Origin of the sequence: Burkholderia sp. E168m23 (genome assembly GCF_016586125.1) — a bacterium.
Classification (GTDB): domain Bacteria; phylum Pseudomonadota; class Gammaproteobacteria; order Burkholderiales; family Burkholderiaceae; genus Burkholderia; species Burkholderia orbicola.
The window spans coordinates 1-18385 of the sequence record NZ_BCPP01000024.1 but is presented as its reverse complement, the minus strand read 5'-3'; the positions used below and the strand labels follow the sequence as shown (position 1 = coordinate 18385).

Below are 18385 nucleotides of genomic sequence, written 5' to 3'. Positions count from 1 at the left end.
CAGCCACACGAACATGCAGGCGGGGTCGGCCTTCAGTTGCCCGGCCGGCAGCAGTTCCCGCGCGAGATCGACGCGTGCGCGAATCTCCGCGAGTTGCGCGGCCATGATCCGCTCGGCGGTGCCGTCCTCGATCCATACCGTCGCGATCAACATCGACGTGGGCGCCGGCATCCATGCGGTGGTCCGCACGGCTTCCGCGCACAGCGCGACGCTGTCGCGCGGACAGCTCAGGTAGCCGAGGCGCAGCCCCGGCGCGAGGATCTTCGACGTCGCGCCGATATGGAACGTCAGCTCCGGGCACAGCCCCGCGATCGCCGGCAGCCGGTCGCGCACGAGCGGGCCGTACACGTCGTCCTCGATGATCGTCACGTGATGGCGCCGCGCGATGTCGACGAGCGCCATGCGGCGCGCGAGGCTCATCGTCGTCACGGTCGGGTTTTGCAGATTAGGCACGACGAAGATCGCCTTGACCGGCATGCGCTGGCAGATCCGTTCGATCTCGTCGGGCAGCAGGCCGTCGTCGTCGGCTGGCGCGCTGACGATCTCGAACTGGAACACCGGCGCGAGCGCCTTGAGCCCGTAATACGTGAGGCGGTCGGCGACGATCACACCGTCGGTGCCGATCAGGCTGTTGAGTACCGCATACAGCCCGTGCTGCGCGCCGCTCGTGACGACCACCTGGTCGGGCGACGGCGCGAAGCCCGGCGCGGCCAGCCACTGCGCGCCGGCTGCACGCGCCCAGTCGGGGCCCTGCGGCGGCTGGTATTCCTGCAGCGCGGCGAAGCGCGGGTCGTTCGGCAGCGTGGCGAAGGTCTGCGCGAGGCTCGCGAGAAATTCGCCGGTCGCCGGGCGGTTCACGGTCAGGTCGATCACGCCGTTGCCCGCCGCAAGCGATGCGCGGGCCGGCTCGATGCTCGGCATCGCGCCGCCGGTGACGAGCGAGCCGCGACGCTTGCTGCCGATCACGAGGCCGCGCAGCTGCAATTCCTTGTACGCACGCGACACCGTCGACACGTTGATGCCGAGTTCGGTCGCGAGCTGGCGCTGCGGCGGCAGGCGGCTGCCGGGCGGATACATGCCGTTGCGGATTTCCGCCTCGATCGAGCTCGAGACCTCGACGTAGGTCGGCCGCTTCGCCGGTGCCGGCAAGCCGCCATCGCGCTCGCCGGAAAGTTTGTCTGATGCCATCTGTCGCCCGTGACCACACAAAAAGCGTTTGTCTGCCGTTTTGGCTTGCCCCGCGATTGTATAGGACCTCCCCGCCCCGTCAATCATTCACTGAAAAGTCTGCTGAATCAGCGAGTTGAAATCGGGTAAACGCCAGCACCACACAATATTATTTTGATTGCACACAAAAATTTACTGTGTGATTCTTGATCGCAACTTTGTGTGAATCATCTCCTCCGGAGGGGAAGCGTCATGGCGAACGTCGCCATCGTGGGTGCAGGCTTCATCGGGCTCGGCGCGGCGGCATGGCTGCAACGCGACGGGCATCGCGTGACGCTGTTCGATCCGGCCGGCGTCGGCCAGGGCGCGTCGTTCGGCAATGCCGCGACGTTCGCGCCGTACGGTTGCGTGCCGGTAAACGGCCCGTCGGTGTTCCGCGACCTGCCGCATTTCCTGTTCGCCGCCGACAGCCCGCTGCGCATTCGCTGGCCATATCTGCTGCACGGCGCGCCCTGGCTCGCGCGCTTCCTGCTCGCGTCGACGCCCGCGCCCCACGCACGCAGCGCGAGTGCGCTGGCCGCGCTGCTGTCGCGCGCCGCCGACGGCTATGCGCCGCTGCTCGCGCCGTCGCGGCTCGCGGCGTTCGTGCGGCCGCGCGAATGTCTGTACCTGTACGCGCGGCAGGCGTCGTTCGACGCCGCGCAGCCGTCGCTCGCGCTGCGGCGCCGGCTCGGCGTGCCGTTCGAGACGCTCGATGCAAGCGCGATCCGCCGGCTCGAGCCCGCGCTCGCGCCGATCTTCTCGCGCGGCGTGCTGTTCGCGGGCAGTTGGCATTTCTCCGATCCGCACGGGTTTCTCGGCGAGCTGTTCGCCCAGCTCGCCGCCGCCGGCGCGACGCTCGAACGCGCGCGGGTCGAACGGATCGCCCCGGCCAGCGACAGCGTGAACGTGCACGCGGGCGGCACGGTGCGCGCGTTCGATCACGTCGTCATCGCCGCGGGCGCCCGTTCGCGCGAATTCGCGGCCGCGTGCGGCGATGCGGTGCCGCTCGATACCGAACGCGGCTATCACGTGCAGTTCGGCGCGCACGAGCCGATCGTCACGCGGCCGGTTGGGTGGGCCGAGCGCGGCTTCTACATGACGCCGCTCGACGAAGGGCTGCGCGCGGCCGGCACCGTCGACGCTCGGCGGCTTCGACGCGCCGATGAATCCGTCGCTGGTCGCATTGCTCACGCGCTCCGCGCGCGAAGCCGTGCCGTCGCTCGGCACGCCGACGCGCAGCTGGCTCGGGTTCCGGCCGACGCTGCCCGACGGCGTGCCCGTCATCGGCCGCGCACGCGACAGCGCGCACGTGATCCATGCATTCGGTCATCAGCATCTCGGCGTGACGCTCGCCGGCATCACCGGGCAGATCGTCGCCGACCTCGTCGCCCGGCGCGCCCCGCCGCTGGACCTCACGCCATACCGGGCCGCGCGATTCTGACGCGCGCCACGATTTCCACCCCAAGGAGAAGCATCATGAATCGTCGTTACTGGCTGGCTTGGCTGGCCGTCTGCTCGATCGGCACGGTCGCGGCATCCGCGCAGGCCGCGGACCCGGAAACCGTCAGGATCGGCTTCGCCGGCCCGCTGACGGGGCCGGTCGCGCGCGTCGGCAAGGATCTGCAATATGGCGCGCAGCTCGCCCTCGACGAGGAAAACGCGAAGCATCCGACCATCGGCGGCAAACCGGTGCGCTTCGTGCTCGACGTACAGGACGACCAGGCCGATCCGCGCATCGCGATCCAGGTCGCGCAGAAGCTCGTCGACGACGGCGTGGTCGGCGTGATCGGCCACTACAACTCCGGCTGCAGCATTCCGGCGTCGGCCGTCTACAAGCAGGCGAACGTCGCGATGATCACGCCCGGCTCGACCAATCCGCAACTGACGATGCAGGGCTTCAGGAACGTGTTCCGCACGATGGGGCACGACGGTGTCGGCGGCGTGGTGGCCGGCCGCTTCGCGGTCGAGCAGCTGAAGGCGAAGCGGATCGGCATCATCGACGATCGCACCGCGTTCGGCCAGGGTCTCGCCGACGCGTTCGAGAAGGGCGTGAAGGACGCGCACGGCAGCATCGTCGGCCGTGAATACACGAACGACAAGGCCGTCGATTTCCGCGGCATCCTGACGACGATGAAGAGCAACAACATCGACCTGCTGTTCTTCGGCGGGCTCGACGAACAGGGCGCGATGCTCGTCAAGCAGATGCGCTCGCTCGGCATCCGCGCGCAACTGTTCGGCGCCGGCGCATTGAAAAGCAACGCGTTCCTGAAGATCGCCGGCAACGCGGGCGAAGGCACGCAGGATCTGGAGCCCGGCCCGGCGCTCGACAAGCTGCCGTCGGCCGTCGCGTTCGCGCAGCGCTACAAGGCGCGCTTCAACCAGGATGTCGAACTGTATGCGCCGTTCGCGTACGACGCCGCGCTCGCGATGATCGCGGCGGTCCGCAAGGCCGACTCGCTCGATCGCGGCAAGATCGTCGCGAGCCTGCCCGGCGTGTCGGTCACCGGCGTGACCGGCAAGATCTCGTTCGACGAGCGCGGCGACCTGGTCAAGCCGCCGTACACGCTGTTCCGCGTCGAACAGGGGCAATGGCGCAGCATTCGCACGGTCGGCGGCGCGTCGAACTGATCGACGCCGGGCAGCAGGCGGCAGGCGACGCCTATCGCGCCGTCTGCTGCCGCTGCACCTCCTGCGCTTTCATCTGCAGATACGCGCCGCGCTCCACTTCGTGCAGTTGCTGCGGATACTGCTCGGTCGCGTCGAACCAGCGCGCGAGGCGCTGGTCGACCGGCTTGTCGAGCGTCGCGAGATACGTGTCGATCGCGAGGTAGTAGCGCATCGTGTTGCGCTCCAGCAGCCCGCGCACGCCGCCGACGTACTGCGGCTGCGCGGCCGCGCCGACGTTCGTGAACCCGACCTTGTCGCTGCCGACCGTCGCGAGGTAGGTCTTCATCGCCATCCGGCCGACCGTGCCGAAGCCATACGAATACGTGAGATGCAGGAACGTGCGCGACGCGCCGACCGGCACGGCCTCCAGCGCGATCCGGTAATCCTTCGTACCCATCGGGCCGCTGTCGGCGGTCAGGTCCACCTGGAAATAGTCGGGCGTCGCGGCCGCCACGCGATAGCGGAACTGCACGCGATAGGTGTCCGACAGCTTCTGCTCGATCTTGCGGCCGAGGTTCACGTCGAGCACCGGGCCGTTGCCGCCGCTCGACGCGTGACAGTACTTCGTGTTCAGGTGCAGGATCAGCACCGCGCACCAGTTCGCGGGGCCTTGCGCGGGATCGTTGAGCTGGCCGTTCACGACCGCGAACGGATAATCGACGACCGCATAGATGTCGCCCTTCAGCGACGACGATGCCTCCGACGATTCGAGGACCACGGGCCGGTGAAACGCGTTGTCCTTCAATTGCGCGCCGAGGCTGCGGTAGCGCTCGAGCAGCGCGGCCGCGCCGTTCGCGCCCTCTGCGCCGAACGACAGCGCGCTCCAGCCCACGCACAGGGTCGCGACGAGCGCGTGCCAGACGCGGCGCGCATGCCGCGTGCCGCGTGAAGGTCCGGATGTCTCCATGTGTTTACTCCGTGGCGCACGATGGTCGCGCGCATGTGTCACAGAATACGCCTGCCGCTGCGGGCGTGACGTCGCATGCAGCATGATCGTCATCGGCCGCGCTTCACCGGCAGCGGCAATTGCGCGGCGGTGAGCCGGATCAGCGTCGCGAGCCACTCGCGATCGTCCCAGCGATCGCCGGCGATGACGAGATGCGGCTTCGCGCCCGGATACGGCGGGGCTTCGTCGCACGCGCCGAGATACGCGCGGCCTTCGGACGTCGGCTTGACGAACAGCCGGTCGTCGCAGACGAGCGCGACCATCCTGCCGTCGCAATAGATACCGTATTCGCCGAACATCTTGCGCGCCGATACCGTACCGGCCGCCGCGATCTGCTCGACGATGAAGTCGACCGTGCGCTGGCTCGATGCCATGCGAATCTCCGGGATCGAAACATCGTCTGACCCGCGTCGACGCCGCGCCGTTCAACTCATTTGTCGATACCGAACGCGCTCGACATCTGCCGCGCCCGCTTCACGTCGTCGCCATGCAGATAGATCGACGTCGTCGAGATCGACGCATGCCGCAGATTGTCGCGCACCGTCGTCAGCTCCGCGCCGCGCGCCAGCGCGTGGGTCGCATGCGTATGCCGCATCCAGTGCGGGCTCGCCTGGCGCAGCTTGTGCGCGAGCGCCGGATGGTCGGCTTCGACGGCGTCGGCCGTCTGCGCGAAGAAACGCTGCATCACCTTCCACAGCCGCACGCTCGTGGTCGCGGCCGCGTCGTCTTCCGCGAGGCGCGGAATCAGCGGCGTATCGGGCCGCCAGCGCGCCGGCGTGACCGGCAACCGGCGCGCGACCAGATAGCGATCGAGCGCCGTGCGCGCCAGCGGCGGCAGCGCGACGCGGGCCGCCTTGCTGCCCTTGCCGATCACCTTCAGCCATGCGTCGCCGTGCGCATCCGTCTCGATGTCGCCGAGCGTCGCGCCGACCAGTTCGCTCGCGCGCAACCCGGTCGCATAGCCGAAATCGAGAATGAAGCGCAGCCGTTGCGCGGCGGCCGGCGTCCAGCCCGGCTGCGGCGCGCCGTCGGCCGTGCGCTTGCCGAACTCGAGCCCGTCGGCGATCGTGCGGACCAGCAGCCACTCGCCTTCGGTGAACGCGTGCGACGTGTCGAGCGCGGTCGCGCCGCGCGTGTCGCGCACCTTCACGCCCGCGAACGGATTCGCGAGCAGATAGCGCTGCTCGATCAGCCAGCGGAACAGCGCGCCGAGCACCGACAGCGTGTATGCCGCCGACCGCGCGGACAACGCCCCGGAGAACGGCCGCCAGTCGGGCGCACCGCGCGGCCGCACGGGCCCGACCCAGCGTTCGTGCGGCGTCGGGCGGCGGATGAACGCGCGATACGCGAGCGCATCCTCGGTGGTCAGCGACGACAGCGCGCGGCCGCGCTCGACGATCGCCCACAGGATCAGCCGCTCGGCCTCCTTGCGGTATGCGCGCCGCGTCGCGGCCGATTCGTGCAGCGACAGCCACGCGTGCACGGCCGCGTAATCGTTGTCCGCGTCGAGCGTGCTGGTCGCGCGCGGCGCGCGGAACGTGCCGGCCGAGCCGTCGACTTCGTGCGGCAGCTTCAGGTGCTCCCACGGCACGATGCTGCCGCGCGGCGTCGCGGCGATCAGCGCGCGCGCCCGTTCGGTCAGGTCCGGATGCGCGGCGAAGAATGCCTCGACGCGCCGCGCGCTGGCCATGCCGAGGCCCGCGATCGTGCGCCACCACTGGCGCCGGCGCGGAATCCGCACCGTCAGGTCGGCGAGCGTCGCGATCCCGTGCGCACGCAATGCCACGACCGCGCGTGCCGGCAGCCACAGGCCGACGTCGTCGCTGATCTGCGGGACCGGCGCGCGCGCATGGCGCAGCAGGCCGATCGCGTCGGTGGCCACCTTCGCCTCCCGCAAACGCTCACCGTCCGCGTGGCCGAGCCGTTCCGCGAGATCGGGGCGGCCAACCTGCCGCGCGACGCGCACGAGGCGACGGCGAATCGCGCCGATCACGCCGCGCGCCGACCGCCCGCCGCCGAGCCGGTCGGGCAGGTAGCGTTCGACGGCCTGGCGCACGGTCATGCCCGCGTACCACGCACGCAGCGCGGCCAGTTCGTCGGCGTCGGGAAAGCCTGCGGGCGCAGGCGCGGAATCGGAGGAAGGCGGTGAAGCGAGGCGCGGTTTCATGGGCGCCAGTTTGACAGAAGCGCCGAGCGGGCGGCAACGTCCAAGCGGCCGATATCCCGATCGGGCAGGACCGCACGAAGGCGCCGGCGACGGCAAGCGACCACGCGAAATCCCGGCGGCGCAACGGCGGTCGCCGATCGTCGCGAAACCGACACCCGCCGTGCGCCGTCGCCTCGCCCGACCGCGTCACTCCTCGCCTTTCGGCCCCGGGTTCAGCATCACGACGAAGCCGGCGACGCCGACGATCAACGCGATGGCGCCGCCGCGCAGCGCCGTCGCGGCATCGAACAGCAGGCCCGTCACGACGGCCATCATCCCGGCGAGCGACACGAACACGGCGAGCGCCGCGACGACGATGCGGTACTGGCGGCGTATCATCGCGCGCGCCACGTCATACCGCGGCCGTGGCGGCCGACTCGTCGGCGTCGTCGCCGCGAATCAGCAGCACCGGGCACTTCGAGCCGCGCACGAAACGCTCGGCGACACTGCCGAGCAGCACGCGCCGGATGCCGCGCCGCCCGTGCGTGCCGACCACCGCGAGATCGATCCCGCGCTCCTTCACGTAGCGTTGCAGGCGCTCCGCGATGTCCTCGCCGATGGTCTCGGTCTCGACGAGTTCGGCTTCGCCGTTCGCGCCGGCCAGCGCGATGATCTGTTCGGCTTCGCGCAGCACCTTGCGCCCGTCGTCGCGAATTTCCTCGACGAGCGCGTGCGGATCGAGACGGCCGGCGTACGTGAACAGCACCGACTTGTCGACCACATACACGACGCTGACGTGCGTATCGCCCGCCAGCGCCACCTTCACGGCTTCGGCAAGCGCCTGTTTCGACGAAGCGCTACCGTCGACCGCCACCATGATCTTCTCGTACATGCGAACCTCGCTGGGGTGAGTTTTTGCATGGCAGCGCACTTTGTTGTGCGCGGCCATGTCTCCATCATCGGCCGGCGGCGGGTTCGGATATTGATAGCGGTCAACCCCGGCAGCGGCCGCGCGTGCGGCAAAACGGCACGACGGGCAGGGGGAAGCTTGCGTTTTCAGCACGGCCGCGAGCCGGGCCGGCAATGCGGGCGCCGATGCCCTTTCGAGCGGCCATCGCGCCGAAGGCGCTATCATCGACCATGCGACTTTCGTCCGGCCCTTTTTTGCCGGCCCCACTTTCAACTCGCTCAACCGACATGACAACGACTACCGAACGCGTGGACGGCGCCGCCCAGCATCTCGTCGCCGCCCGCCATGCCGGCTCGCCCGGCCCGCTGCTGCCCGATGCGCTGCGCCCCGACGACATCGAAACCGCGCTCGCGATTCAGCAGCGCGTCACCGACCTGCTCGGCGAACCCGTCGGCGGCTGGAAATGCGCGCTGCCGCCGCCCGATCGCGTGATCCTCGCGCCGATCTTCGCGTCGACGATCCGCGAAGCCGATGCGCCGTACCGCGTCGTCGGCGGGCCGATCGTGCGGATCGAACCGGAAATCGCGTTCGTGCTCGATCGTGATCTGCCGGCACGCGAGCAGCCGTATGACGAAGGCGACGTGCGCGCCGCGATCCGCGAAGTGCGCATCGTGCTCGAAGTCCTCGGCTGCCGCTATGCGGAGCCGGCGCGCGCGTCGAAGTTCGAGCTGCTGGCCGACGGGCAATTCAACCAGGGGCTGTGCGTCGGCCCGGTCGTGCCCGACGGATTGAACGTGCCGCTCGAGACGCTGGCGCTGTCGTTCGAAGGCGCGCTGAACCGCACGATCGACGGCCGCCATCCGGACGGCGATCCGCTCAAGCCGCTGGTGTGGCTCGTCAATTTCCTCGCATCGCGCGGCGATGCGGTGCGCGCCGGCCAGATCGTGACGACGGGCTCGTACGCGGGCGCGATCGAGGTGCCGCTCGGCGACGTGCTGACGGTGCGCTTCGGCGAACTCGGCAGCCTGTCGGTGACGTTGACGGCGTGACAGGGGCAGGTGACCGCAGCATCCTGAAACAGGCCGGTCTGAAATGACCGGCAGTTTTTGAGGAGAGGAGAATACTCTATCCACTTTATGCTGACGGCGGCGGCATGCACACGGCGTCGCCTTTCCTACTTCTCCTGCTGCTTCGCTGCCGCCGATACCTGGGAAGACGTTCGCGCCGCTGTACGGGAAGCGGCCGAGGCGCATTTCTACGGTAAAAAAGGCATAGTGCCGTCATCGTCTGCACTGAAAACGCTCGCGCGTAATTCCGAATACGAAGGCGGCGTTTGGATGCTCTTCGATATCGACCTGTCGAAGATCAGTTCGAAGGCCGTCCGCTTCAACGTCAACATGCCTGAACGGCTCCTGCAGCGGATCGACACCGCTGCAAATGCACGCAAGTTGACTCAGACCTCGTTTCTCTTTCTTGCCGAGGAACACGAGGTTCCGGCGCACGCTTAGTACTGTCACATCACCCTGTGAACTCAAAACAAACTGAGATAAAAAATGTCTCTCCACCAAAACCATCCACAACCGAAAAACGGAATTTCAATAAGCGTCGGTGCAGCAGTAACAGGCGGAATTACGCTTCTCGTTGCCGTTGCTAGCGCACTTGGCGTCACGTACACCCAGGGCGTTCAATACGGAAAAGACTCCGCTCACAGTGAATGCCGGGCTGCGATTGACGATCTCGACTCAACAAAAAAGAAACTGACGGACACGCAGGCCAGCTTAGACGTCACTATTAAGAACTTGATCAGTTGGAGAGAAGCCTACGAAGGATCTCAAAGGGCGATCGCCGACCAAGCGTCGCAGATCGCCGTCTTGAATGGGCGAGTCAAAGCATCTAATCAATGCGACTTCCTTCGCCAGCAATTCGACTACTATCAAACTCAGCTCAATTTGAACAACTGGTCCGCCGACAGCCCACGTCGAGAAGAGTTGATGACAGGTCGCCGAGAGCTCCTCGCTCGGATGGAGTCGTGTACACGCCTCTGATGACGAAAAAGCCCGCGAGACTTTCACCTTACGGGCTCTAGCTTATAACCTTAAAAATGTAATTGCGGTACGCTTACTCGATTCCCGTGCGAGAGAAAGCAAACTGAATCTTGTACGCAACTAACTGCAAATTCTGCACCGCTTGGGCCGCATATCGAATCGGCTCAGAAAACTCACTGGCTATCAGGATACCGCGAGGAGGAGTGCCATCCTGCTTCGCATACCATCCGAGATAGCGGGCGATCTGACCAACCGCTGAGTCCTTTGCTTCCCCCACCTTCAGCTCAATGACAACACGGCGCGCCGAAGCATCTTCCGCGAGAATGTCAACTCGGCCAACATCAATCGAAACCTGACGGTCAATGTAACGGAGCCCCGGCTCCAGCGCGCCTAGATTCTGAATGAGGTGCGCCTCGACATCTCGCTCGAAGCTGACCGAAGCCTCAATCAGTTCCTCGACAGCGTCCGGCTGTTCAATGCCTTGCTCAACCTCCTGCTCATCAGCGTCGTAAGCGGGCGTCCAGACGTTCGGGCCGTGTGACTCCATATTGTAGATATGGAATCGACCATCGGTGGCCTTGTACAAAAACTTTTGAGCGAAGGGATGTGACCGATACGCCTTCGTGCTATTCACTCGGCACCCGTACAAATGTGCATCCAACGTACCCGGCTTCCACCGATCGCCATACGCGTTGGCTATGTGCCCGCGAATCTCCGAAGACGTGACGCCTCCATCTGCGGAACTCACGAACTCTCGGATAGCTTGCGCCATCGTCGTCATTACCTACCCCGTATTGGTTGTGTTATGGACGTCGAGCGTCTGCTCGACGAAGTAATGTTAATAGAAACAGGTGAGCCTGAACGAAATATCCCGTCCGGAAATCCGAGTGGACTTCGTTTTCTACCGACGCATCTCCCCTCATCGGAGGGACTCACGCATTTAAGCAGCATCGGTCACCATATGCATCAGAATACTATATGATCTCCTCTCCACAAACTACGGAGATTAATATGGATAGCGGCGGACCGGCGTTTCCCGTACCAGTTACTACGCTCGATAACCAAAAGCATAGTTCTAGCTTGCAAGGAATGTCTCTGCGCGACTATTTTGCTGCAGCGGCATTGCAAGGTATGATCGCAAATGGAAGCAGCGCCCACTATGCGGGACTTGGCGAAATGGCATACGCTGCAGCAGACAATCTCTTGGCAGCAAGGGTCAACAAAGAGCAACTCTAACGTTGCGAAGCACTACCCGCGACTAAACCTCTCCCACCGTGAAGAGGCCTCACTCCGTTGCCGCGTCCGTCCGCCGCAAACGACACGCTACGGATATAGAACAGCAAGCAATCGTTACAGCCCTTGCGCTCGCATGGCGAGCCCCCCGGATGCACACAATCCCCTCCAGCACCTCGCCGATATCCGACGTCCGGTGAGCTATAGCGCTCGACAGCGGCTGCGAGCGGCTGGACGCACGGAACTGCACTCGTCGACGGCCCACGCATCACGACGCAGTAGGCCGCCGATACCTTGCGGGCCCCGCGCATCGTTTTGCTGACTGCAGAGCTCGAAGGAAAGATCGCCGGCTGAATCGAAGTCAGAAATAAAGAAAACGTCGCCTACATCGGCACGTTGGCTGTCTCGCCGTCGATGCAGAATGACGGGCTTGGCAAGACGTTGCCGAACAAAGCCGAACAGTTCGCCCGCCAGCATTGGCCGATCGGAACAGCGGTTATGGTCCTCGTGTCGGCCCGCCAGGAACTGATCGATTTCTGTCTGCGCCGCAGCTACACGCGAACGGGCGAACCGATGCGCTACCCGCTCGACGCCGGCGTGGGCACGCCGCGCGACGCCAACCTGACCATCGAGACACTGACCAAGGACCTCGGGCCCCGCTGACGCCGCGTCCGACCGCATTCCGCGCGGCCGCGGCAGCGCCCGTCATCGATCCGTTCCGCCCCCGCCGTGATACCGTTGCACATCGTCGCGCGTTCCGGCCCGAAGGCCGCACCCGCGCACCGCTTTCACGCCCAACCCGCCATGTCGCTGACACCGCTTCCCGCCCTGCTCGACACCACCCTGCGCACCGTCGCGCGCCGTTACCGGTTGCCGCCGCTCGAGCGCGCATCGTCGCTGACCGACACGACGCACCCGGCCACCGCGCTGGCGATCGTGATCGAGGAAGCGCGCAGGATGCGGGCGGACGGCCACGCGCCCGACGCGGATTTGCGGCAGCGCTTCATCGATGCGCTCGCGCGGATGATCCGCGACGCGATGGACCCGTCATCCGGCGATCCGTCGTTTCAGGCATCGGTGCTGCGCCACGATGCGCCGAACGTGCGCGAATACGCATCGTTGTCCGCGCACGCGGAGCAGGACCGGCGTGCGCTCTACTCGGCCGTCAATGCGATCGCGCATCCGGCCAAGCTCGAGCGCAGCGCACTGGCATGGCAACGCGACGGCCTCGCGCGCCTGCATGCGGCCGCGACCGCGGCGGCGTGGGCCGAGCTGCATGCGGCGCTCGCGCACCTGCTCGCGCTGCCCGAGATGGCGACCGACGCGGCGTTCGAGCAGGACATCGTCAGGCTCAAGGACAGCCCGGCGCTCGAACGCATGCTGCGGCTCGATGCGCTGGCCGCGGACGCGGACGTCCGTCGCTACCGCGCGCTGTGGGTCCGTCAGGGGCCGCTCGTCGGCAGCACGGTCGCCGTCGCGCAGGGCGCCGCGTCCCAGCAGCGCGGCGCGGCCGTCGAGGCGCTGGCGGCCCAGGCGCTCGACGCACTGGCGCGCAGGCTCGACGCGGTGGACGCGCAACGCACTTATCGCGTGGTCACGTCGATGCGCGTGCCTTCGTCGATCCCGGGCCGGCACGATCGCGCGAAAACCGAATGGGACGCGATCCTGCTCGAACGCGCGCGCGGCAGCGACCCGGCGGCCGCATGGAACGTGCGCTTCCTGGTCGAAGCGAAGGCCTCCGCGGACGCGGCGACGACCGATCTGCCGCGGCTGCTGCGCGGCCTGAACCTGCTCGCGCAGGCCGCGCCCGACGCGGTCTATGCATTCGAGACGCATCAGGGCACGGTGCACGTGCATGGGGCATCGCTGCATGCATTGACGACCGACGAAGCGGCGCTGCCACGCGAAGTACTGTATTGCTGCGACGCGTCCGCGGACACGACGCCGCGCCTGCTGGGCGCCGCAAGCCGGATGCAGTTGCTGTCCGCGCAGGCGAGCCTCGAATACGCGAGCACGCTCGCGCAACGGCCGGATGCCGATCCGGACGGCCTCGGCGTCATCTGGCACGCGCTGCTGACCCTGCCGCAGTGGCAAGCCGTGCTGCATCAGTACCCGTCGTTGCGGCAGGTCCGCGAACTGATGGTGGCCATCGACGACTTGCGCGCGGTGCTCGACGAGATGGATGACGGGGGCATCGCCAGCAGCGTGTGCGCGTGATGCGCTAGCGCGCGTTCACCGCGTGATGCTCACGCGCGGCCCGCTCAGTTGGTGAGCACCCCGAACGGCAGCGTCCATCCCGCCAGCCGGCCGCCGTCGCCCCAGCGCGCATCGGCCGCCCCGCACGGCAGCAGGATCGGCGCGGCCGCACACTCGAGCGTCTCCTTCGGCGTATGGCCGAATTCCGCCTTGAACAACCGGTGAAAATATTTCTCGTCGGGAAAGCCGTGCGCCCACGCGATTTCCGCAATGCGCTGATGCCGGCGCTGCGGATCGCCGAGCACGTGATACGCGTGACGCAAGCGCCGCCGCGTGATCTGCCGCATCACGCCGCCCTCTTCCTTGAACAACTGATAGAGCCGCGCCCGCGACACGCCGATGTCGCGGCAGATCCGCTCGGGCGTGAGGTCCGGCTCCAGCAAATGCAGGTCGATGTAGCGACGCACGCGATCGACCAGCGCATGGTCGATCGGGCCGCGTGCGTCGTTCAACGCCTGCGCGCTCGGCGACACCGCTGCGGCCAGCAGCAACAGCATCGACTGGACGATGCTCGGCACGTCCTGCATGCGCAGGTTCGGCAGGTTCCGGAACAGCGACAGCATCTGGTCGGCGACCAGCCGGCCCACGCCGCTCGTCAGCGTCTGGCCGTGCGCCTGGGCTGCGTGGGCCGGCAGCAGATAGCGGGGCACGACGAGGCTGATCACGTCGCCGGCCTCGACCTTGCAGTCGTTGATCTGCGCGACGTCGTAGACGAACAGGTCGCCGGCGCCCTTGATCAATTCAGGCCCGCCGGTATGGCTCGCCAGCCGGCCGCCGAGCAGCAGCGTGAAGCGGATCGAATCCTGCCCGTCGAGCCGGATTCGCCGCGGCGTGCGGCGGACCGTATAGGTCGGCGCGCGCGAGTGCCAGTGCCGGCCGGACAAGATCAGCGGGCCGAGCGCCGCGCCGGTTGCTTCCGCGTCGCACGGGTCGTGGCCGCCGTCGTCGTCGAGCCGGTAGTCGCACAGCATGTCCTTGACCCAGACGTGGAACCGGTCCGGCTCGGGATAGTCGGTCGTGCGGAACCTGAAAACAGGGACAAATGCGGCTTGATCCATGACAGTTTTTTATCGAACCGGCGGGTCAGGAAAGAATCGGTTCGTCAATTATCCGACCAAACTGCGTCGGCGCAAGGCCCACGCGGTGCATCGTCCCCCTAAGCGATCGACCGACGCCCGACGCCGGGCGTGGTCGTCATCGCGGCCATCACCGTTGCGGATGGCATTCCCAGTTGTTGTACGTCGGCCGATCGATCGGCGTGAGCCCCGGAATCATGAACACCGTACAGCCGAAACGCCGCCCCTTGCCGGTCGTCGCGTCGTAACTCACCTTCTGGCCGCCCAGCCCGTCCTTCTTCCCGTACTGGACGTTGGCGATCGTGATCTCGTCCGACGACGCGAGCCCGAGCGTCTTCGCGGTCGACGTCTGGACGTCGACCATGTTCATCTGCGTCGAGCCGCACGCGGCGAGCACGAGGCCGGCGACGGTGACGGCCAGTGCGGTCCGGGCGGTGCAATACAAGGTTTGCTTCATGGTTTCTCCTTCGATTTCCCCAATACGAGGCGCTTACGTGCCCGGCGTATAAAAACTGGCCTGGATCTGGCTACCGATCGTCGCGACATACGATTGCCAGAGCAGCGCCATCGCCCCCGTCGCGTTGACGGCCAGCGCGGGCCACGACGCGCTCTGCGGCGCCACCGTCGACGCGCTCCACGCGCCCTTCCGGTAGCTGGCCACGATGACGGCCGACGCACCCGGCAAACCGGTGTCCTGCCACGCAGCCGTCACGTTGCCTCCGGCATCGACCACGAGCGGCGGGTACTGAAGTGCGGCGCCGTTCAGGTGTTCCGTCAGCCGCTGCAACGGCCCCCAGTTGCCGCTGGCATCGGACACGCTCACCTGCAGCGCCGCGCCGCCTTCCGCCCACATCGCGGCGGCCACGCCGTTTTCGTTGACGGCCAGCATCGGCGTCGCGATGAACCCGGTCGGCTCGACGATCGCGGGCGCGACCGGTTGCGACGGCTGCCACCCGGTGCCGGACACGTAGCGTTGCGACATCGTGGTGGTAGTGATATGCCCGCCCGTCACGTCGAGCTGCCCCCAGAGCAGCGTGATGTTGCCCTTCGCGTCCATGCCGGCCACCGGCGAGATGATCGTCGTGAACAGGCTCGTGTTCGACACGGCCTGGTTGACGTCGGTCCAGCCGTTGGCGGCGTCGTACGTGGCCGTCCACAGCGCCGAGTGCGTATGGTTGGTCTGCCGCCACGCGAGCACGGCCCGGCCGGACGACAGCACCGAAATCATCGGCCCCACGTTGTCGGTGTCGCCGGTCACCGCGCCCGGCCCGGTCTGCACCGGCATCTGGATCAGCGCCGTCGGCGACCACTGTCCGGACTGCGTGTAGCGCGTCCATGCGATACGCGTGTCGAGCAGGCTGATCGACTGGGTCCACGCGACGAGCGCGTTGCCCTGGCCGTCGATCCCGGCCGAATAGGTCGACCCCGTCACGTCCGGCGCGACTTCGAACGCCGCGCCCCAGCCGCCGGCCGGGCTGTACGGGCGCGCCCACAGCGCATACGTGTTCGGGCCCGGCATCCATTCGGTCCAGAACGCGACGGCCTGCCCGCTCGCGTTGCCGACCACGCGCGACGGGCTCGAGCTCGTCGTGTTCATCGAATGCGAGCCGTCGCCCGTGTCGAGCCGCGTCGCGGTGCCCCAGCCCGAACCTGCGGCATAGCGCGCGCCCCACATCTCGTTGCCGTTCGCGCCGGTCGGGCCGTTGGTCATCCAGGTGGCGAGCGCATTGCCGCTCGCGTCGATAGTCACGCTGGGGGCGCCCTCCGGCCCCTTGCCGTCCACCGCGGCGGCGGTCGACCAGCCGGCCTGCGGCTGCGTGGCGCCGCCGCCAGTCGGGCTGCCGTTCGACCCGCCGCTCGTTCCGCCCCCGGGCGACGTCGAGCCGGACGGCGAACCGGGATTCGTCGGCGTCGACGACGATGACGACGCGCCGCCGTTCGGCGCGACATCGTCGCCGCCGCATGCGGTCAGCGCGAGCGCGGCCGCCATGACCATCCATGTAATGGGTTTCATCGGAATCCTCTTGTTTTCGTTGTCCGGCGCACTCTCGTCTGCCGTTGGCCGACACGACGTATCGTGTCGCCCTTAAAATTGTTAAGTAATGCTACTGAACAGGCATGTAAAACGGCATCCGTTCGCCTCCCTCTCATGATCGATTCCGTCGCGCGGATCGATGCGAACGCCGCTTTCGGCAGACCTCCCCGTCGTGCAGTGCGGCCCCCGTCAGGTCGTCTATCGTCGGACGTCCGCCGCTGCCGGCTGCATCTTAATTCAAGCGATCCGGATTCAAGGTGGCGTTGCGTCCACACTGAGTGGATTTCCGTTTCGCGAGGCCGGCCCGCGGCGCGGCTGGCGGCCCTGCGCACCGCCGGCCGTCACGCCCCGTGAGGTACGATACGCGCCGGGGCAAAACACCCCCTGAGAGAACCGGCCGTCGCGGCCCCCTACCCGGCACAAGAAAAATGCGAAGAAACCCGACGCTGAACCGAAACCTGTTCGCCGCGCTGGCGGCCAGCCTGCTCTGGACGCCCGCCGCCCACGCCAGCGGAGACGACGGCTGCTACGTGCCGAACACGCTCCGGCAGACCTCCTACTCGTGCGGCAACGTGCCGATGCTGACGCCCGCCAACGACACGCGCATCAACGCGATGCTGATGATGGTCGACAGCGCCAAGGTCGCGCAGGTGTTTCCGGACCCGAAGACCATCCCGGCGAAAGACCGGATCAACCAGATCGTCGTGCCGTTCCCGATGGATTTCTCCGGATGGATCTACATCGGCCAGAAGGAGCCCGACAAGAGCGGCGGCGCAGCGGAGGCCGATGCGTCGTCGAACCGGTATGCCGACGGCGAAGGCAGCATCTGCCGCAGCATGAGCGCGGGCGCGGACGCGTTCAACGCCGCACTGGGGGGCGCCGGCGGCCTGCCCGCCGACGAAGCCGCACGCCTGCGCGCGGCGCGCGCCGACATCGCGCAGAAGACCTGTGCCGCGGGCGGCGCGAGCGCCGCGTGGACGAAGCCGCCGGTCAAGTCGCCGCTCGGCCAGCAGTTCGCCGCGTACCTCGACGGCACGAACGCGTTCTACCGCGCCGACTTCCTCACCGCGACCCGGGCCTTCGCGAACGCATCGCACAGCGCGGACCCGTGGCTGAAGGAAACCGGCCTCTACATGGCCGGCCGCGCGCAGTTGAACGCCGCGCAGGCCAACGTATTCGACAACGACAGCCCGACGCCGACGCGCGCACGCGTGATGAAGGTATCGCTCGACGCGGCGAACACGGTGTTCCGGACCTACCTGAAGGTGTATCCGAAGGGACGCTATGCGGTGTCCGCGAGCGGGCTGCTGCGACGGGTCGCGTGGCTCGGCGGGAACGTCACGCAGCAGGCCGACCTGTACGGCCGTGCGCTCGCGCGCTGGTCGCCGGCCACGTCGAACGTGCCGCTGATGCAACTGGCAAACGAACTCGACAGCAAGCTGCTGTTCGGCTCCGAATTCGACGCAAGCCAGATCCAGTCGCCGACCGTGCTCGCCACCGTCGACCTGCTGCGCATGCGCGCGTCGGACAGCAGCGATGCGAGCCGCAAGCCGATGACGCTCGACGAGCTGCAGGCGCAGAAGCCGCGCTTCGCGAACGCGCCCGCGCTGTACGACTACCTGCTCGCGACCTGGTACGTGCAGATCGGGCACAAGCCGGACGCCGCCCTCGACCTGCTGCCGCAAACGCCCGCCGCGCCGCTCGACTACTTCGGGCTGAGCCAGCAGGCGCTGCGCGGGTTCGCGCTGGAGGACAGCGGCCAGAACGACAAGGCCCGCCAGCTGTGGCGCGACCTGATCCCGCTCGCGACGTTCCGCTTCCAGCGCGAAATGCTGGAGCTCGCGCTCGCGATCAACCTGGAG

18 protein-coding genes and 2 pseudogenes are annotated in these 18385 nt (G+C 67.2%); 10 read left to right on the top strand and 10 right to left on the bottom strand.

The window, feature by feature from the left end:
* Positions 1-1188 (bottom strand): PLP-dependent aminotransferase family protein (locus JMF90_RS02555; RefSeq protein ID WP_201324946.1); only part of this gene is annotated, 1188 nt, incomplete at its 3' end.
* 231 nt (positions 1189-1419) lie between these two features.
* On the opposite strand from JMF90_RS02555, the pseudogene JMF90_RS02550 reads away from it, so the two are divergent.
* The 3 genes and pseudogenes from JMF90_RS02550 to JMF90_RS02545 form a co-directional block, all read left to right on the top strand.
* Positions 1420-2478 (top strand): annotated as a pseudogene (locus JMF90_RS02550) (NAD(P)/FAD-dependent oxidoreductase); the annotation flags it as partial.
* Positions 2372-2650: an FAD-binding oxidoreductase gene (locus tag JMF90_RS39955; protein ID WP_236597939.1), complete on the top strand. Its 279-nt coding sequence runs from the start codon at positions 2372-2374 to the stop codon at positions 2648-2650. The pseudogene JMF90_RS02550 and the gene JMF90_RS39955, both read left to right, overlap by 107 nt.
* Positions 2651-2685: 35 nt before the next feature.
* Positions 2686-3837 (top strand): branched-chain amino acid ABC transporter substrate-binding protein, encoded by a 1152-nt coding sequence (locus JMF90_RS02545; RefSeq protein ID WP_027807767.1) that lies wholly within the window; start codon positions 2686-2688, stop codon positions 3835-3837.
* Between the two features lie 31 nt (positions 3838-3868).
* On the opposite strand, the gene JMF90_RS02540 is transcribed toward JMF90_RS02545, so the two are convergent.
* The 5 genes from JMF90_RS02540 to JMF90_RS02520 all read right to left on the bottom strand — a co-directional run bounded on the left by JMF90_RS02540 (position 3869) and on the right by JMF90_RS02520 (position 7860).
* Positions 3869-4783, bottom strand: coding sequence for a hypothetical protein (locus JMF90_RS02540; protein WP_011545636.1), 915 nt, complete (start codon positions 4781-4783; stop codon positions 3869-3871).
* A gap of 89 nt (positions 4784-4872) precedes the next feature.
* Positions 4873-5196, bottom strand: a complete 324-nt coding sequence (locus tag JMF90_RS02535; protein WP_077180506.1) for a TfoX/Sxy family protein — start codon at positions 5194-5196, stop codon at positions 4873-4875.
* A 56-nt stretch (positions 5197-5252) separates the two neighbouring features.
* Complete coding sequence (locus tag JMF90_RS02530) at positions 5253-6989, bottom strand: site-specific integrase (protein WP_201317347.1); 1737 nt, start codon at positions 6987-6989, stop codon at positions 5253-5255.
* A 186-nt stretch (positions 6990-7175) separates the two neighbouring features.
* Positions 7176-7367 carry a DUF2964 family protein gene (locus JMF90_RS02525; protein ID WP_011545639.1) on the bottom strand — a complete coding sequence of 64 codons (192 nt, stop codon included), beginning with the start codon at positions 7365-7367 and terminating at the stop codon, positions 7176-7178.
* Positions 7368-7380: 13 nt separating this feature from the next.
* Positions 7381-7860: a universal stress protein gene (locus JMF90_RS02520; RefSeq protein ID WP_200160021.1), complete on the bottom strand. Its 480-nt coding sequence runs from the start codon at positions 7858-7860 to the stop codon at positions 7381-7383.
* Between the two features lie 305 nt (positions 7861-8165).
* Here JMF90_RS02520 and JMF90_RS02515 point away from each other — a divergent pair, with 305 nt between their 5' ends.
* From JMF90_RS02515 to JMF90_RS02505, 3 genes are all read left to right on the top strand, one after another.
* Positions 8166-8927 (top strand): 2-keto-4-pentenoate hydratase, encoded by a 762-nt coding sequence (locus JMF90_RS02515; RefSeq protein ID WP_200160019.1) that lies wholly within the window; start codon positions 8166-8168, stop codon positions 8925-8927.
* An 87-nt stretch (positions 8928-9014) separates the two neighbouring features.
* A complete protein-coding gene (locus tag JMF90_RS02510; protein ID WP_200160012.1) occupies positions 9015-9386 on the top strand; it encodes a type II toxin-antitoxin system HicB family antitoxin in 372 nt (123 codons plus the stop codon).
* Between the two features lie 45 nt (positions 9387-9431).
* Complete coding sequence (locus tag JMF90_RS02505; protein WP_200160010.1) at positions 9432-9923, top strand: hypothetical protein; 492 nt, start codon at positions 9432-9434, stop codon at positions 9921-9923.
* A gap of 73 nt (positions 9924-9996) precedes the next feature.
* Here JMF90_RS02505 and JMF90_RS02500 read toward each other — a convergent pair whose 3' ends face one another.
* Positions 9997-10557, bottom strand: a complete 561-nt coding sequence (locus JMF90_RS02500; RefSeq protein ID WP_236593048.1) for an endonuclease NucS domain-containing protein — start codon at positions 10555-10557, stop codon at positions 9997-9999.
* Positions 10558-10901: 344 nt separating this feature from the next.
* On the opposite strand from JMF90_RS02500, the gene JMF90_RS02495 reads away from it, so the two are divergent.
* The 3 genes from JMF90_RS02495 (at position 10902) to JMF90_RS02485 (ending at position 13373) form a co-directional block, all read left to right on the top strand.
* On the top strand, positions 10902-11159 hold the full coding sequence (locus JMF90_RS02495; RefSeq protein ID WP_200160002.1) for a hypothetical protein: 258 nt from the start codon (positions 10902-10904) through the stop codon (positions 11157-11159).
* A gap of 351 nt (positions 11160-11510) precedes the next feature.
* The gene (locus JMF90_RS02490; RefSeq protein WP_268905726.1) at positions 11511-11819 is read left to right on the top strand and encodes a GNAT family N-acetyltransferase; all 309 of its coding nucleotides are present in this window, start codon (positions 11511-11513) and stop codon (positions 11817-11819) included.
* A gap of 141 nt (positions 11820-11960) precedes the next feature.
* Positions 11961-13373, top strand: a complete 1413-nt coding sequence (locus JMF90_RS02485; RefSeq protein WP_200159998.1) for a 3-deoxy-D-arabino-heptulosonate 7-phosphate synthase — start codon at positions 11961-11963, stop codon at positions 13371-13373.
* Positions 13374-13417: 44 nt separating this feature from the next.
* On the opposite strand, the gene JMF90_RS02480 is transcribed toward JMF90_RS02485, so the two are convergent.
* From JMF90_RS02480 to JMF90_RS02470, 3 genes are all read right to left on the bottom strand, one after another.
* Positions 13418-14470 (bottom strand): AraC family transcriptional regulator, encoded by a 1053-nt coding sequence (locus JMF90_RS02480; RefSeq protein ID WP_200159996.1) that lies wholly within the window; start codon positions 14468-14470, stop codon positions 13418-13420.
* A 148-nt stretch (positions 14471-14618) separates the two neighbouring features.
* Complete coding sequence (locus JMF90_RS02475; RefSeq protein WP_006481339.1) at positions 14619-14945, bottom strand: hypothetical protein; 327 nt, start codon at positions 14943-14945, stop codon at positions 14619-14621.
* Between the two features lie 33 nt (positions 14946-14978).
* Positions 14979-16502 carry a hypothetical protein gene (locus JMF90_RS02470; RefSeq protein ID WP_011545644.1) on the bottom strand — a complete coding sequence of 508 codons (1524 nt, stop codon included), beginning with the start codon at positions 16500-16502 and terminating at the stop codon, positions 14979-14981.
* Positions 16503-16951: 449 nt separating this feature from the next.
* On the opposite strand from JMF90_RS02470, the pseudogene JMF90_RS02465 reads away from it, so the two are divergent.
* Positions 16952-18385 (top strand): annotated as a pseudogene (locus JMF90_RS02465) (hypothetical protein); the annotation flags it as partial.

What these genes read in the sequence shown, in the direction of transcription:
- JMF90_RS02475 (WP_006481339.1), bottom strand. Translation starts at nt 14,945, where the DNA reads ATGAAGCAAACCTTGTATTGCACCGCCCGGACCGCACTGGCCGTCACC.
- JMF90_RS02530 (WP_201317347.1), bottom strand. Translation starts at nt 6,989, where the DNA reads ATGAAACCGCGCCTCGCTTCACCGCCTTCCTCCGATTCCGCGCCTGCG.
- JMF90_RS02515 (WP_200160019.1), top strand. Translation starts at nt 8,166, where the DNA reads ATGACAACGACTACCGAACGCGTGGACGGCGCCGCCCAGCATCTCGTC.
- JMF90_RS02540 (WP_011545636.1), bottom strand. Translation starts at nt 4,783, where the DNA reads ATGGAGACATCCGGACCTTCACGCGGCACGCGGCATGCGCGCCGCGTC.
- JMF90_RS39955 (WP_236597939.1), top strand. Translation starts at nt 2,372, where the DNA reads ATGAATCCGTCGCTGGTCGCATTGCTCACGCGCTCCGCGCGCGAAGCC.
- JMF90_RS02545 (WP_027807767.1), top strand. Translation starts at nt 2,686, where the DNA reads ATGAATCGTCGTTACTGGCTGGCTTGGCTGGCCGTCTGCTCGATCGGC.
- JMF90_RS02520 (WP_200160021.1), bottom strand. Translation starts at nt 7,860, where the DNA reads ATGTACGAGAAGATCATGGTGGCGGTCGACGGTAGCGCTTCGTCGAAA.
- JMF90_RS02525 (WP_011545639.1), bottom strand. Translation starts at nt 7,367, where the DNA reads ATGATACGCCGCCAGTACCGCATCGTCGTCGCGGCGCTCGCCGTGTTC.
- JMF90_RS02485 (WP_200159998.1), top strand. Translation starts at nt 11,961, where the DNA reads ATGTCGCTGACACCGCTTCCCGCCCTGCTCGACACCACCCTGCGCACC.
- JMF90_RS02495 (WP_200160002.1), top strand. Translation starts at nt 10,902, where the DNA reads ATGATCTCCTCTCCACAAACTACGGAGATTAATATGGATAGCGGCGGA.
- JMF90_RS02510 (WP_200160012.1), top strand. Translation starts at nt 9,015, where the DNA reads ATGCTGACGGCGGCGGCATGCACACGGCGTCGCCTTTCCTACTTCTCC.
- JMF90_RS02470 (WP_011545644.1), bottom strand. Translation starts at nt 16,502, where the DNA reads ATGAAACCCATTACATGGATGGTCATGGCGGCCGCGCTCGCGCTGACC.
- JMF90_RS02535 (WP_077180506.1), bottom strand. Translation starts at nt 5,196, where the DNA reads ATGGCATCGAGCCAGCGCACGGTCGACTTCATCGTCGAGCAGATCGCG.
- JMF90_RS02480 (WP_200159996.1), bottom strand. Translation starts at nt 14,470, where the DNA reads ATGGATCAAGCCGCATTTGTCCCTGTTTTCAGGTTCCGCACGACCGAC.
- JMF90_RS02505 (WP_200160010.1), top strand. Translation starts at nt 9,432, where the DNA reads ATGTCTCTCCACCAAAACCATCCACAACCGAAAAACGGAATTTCAATA.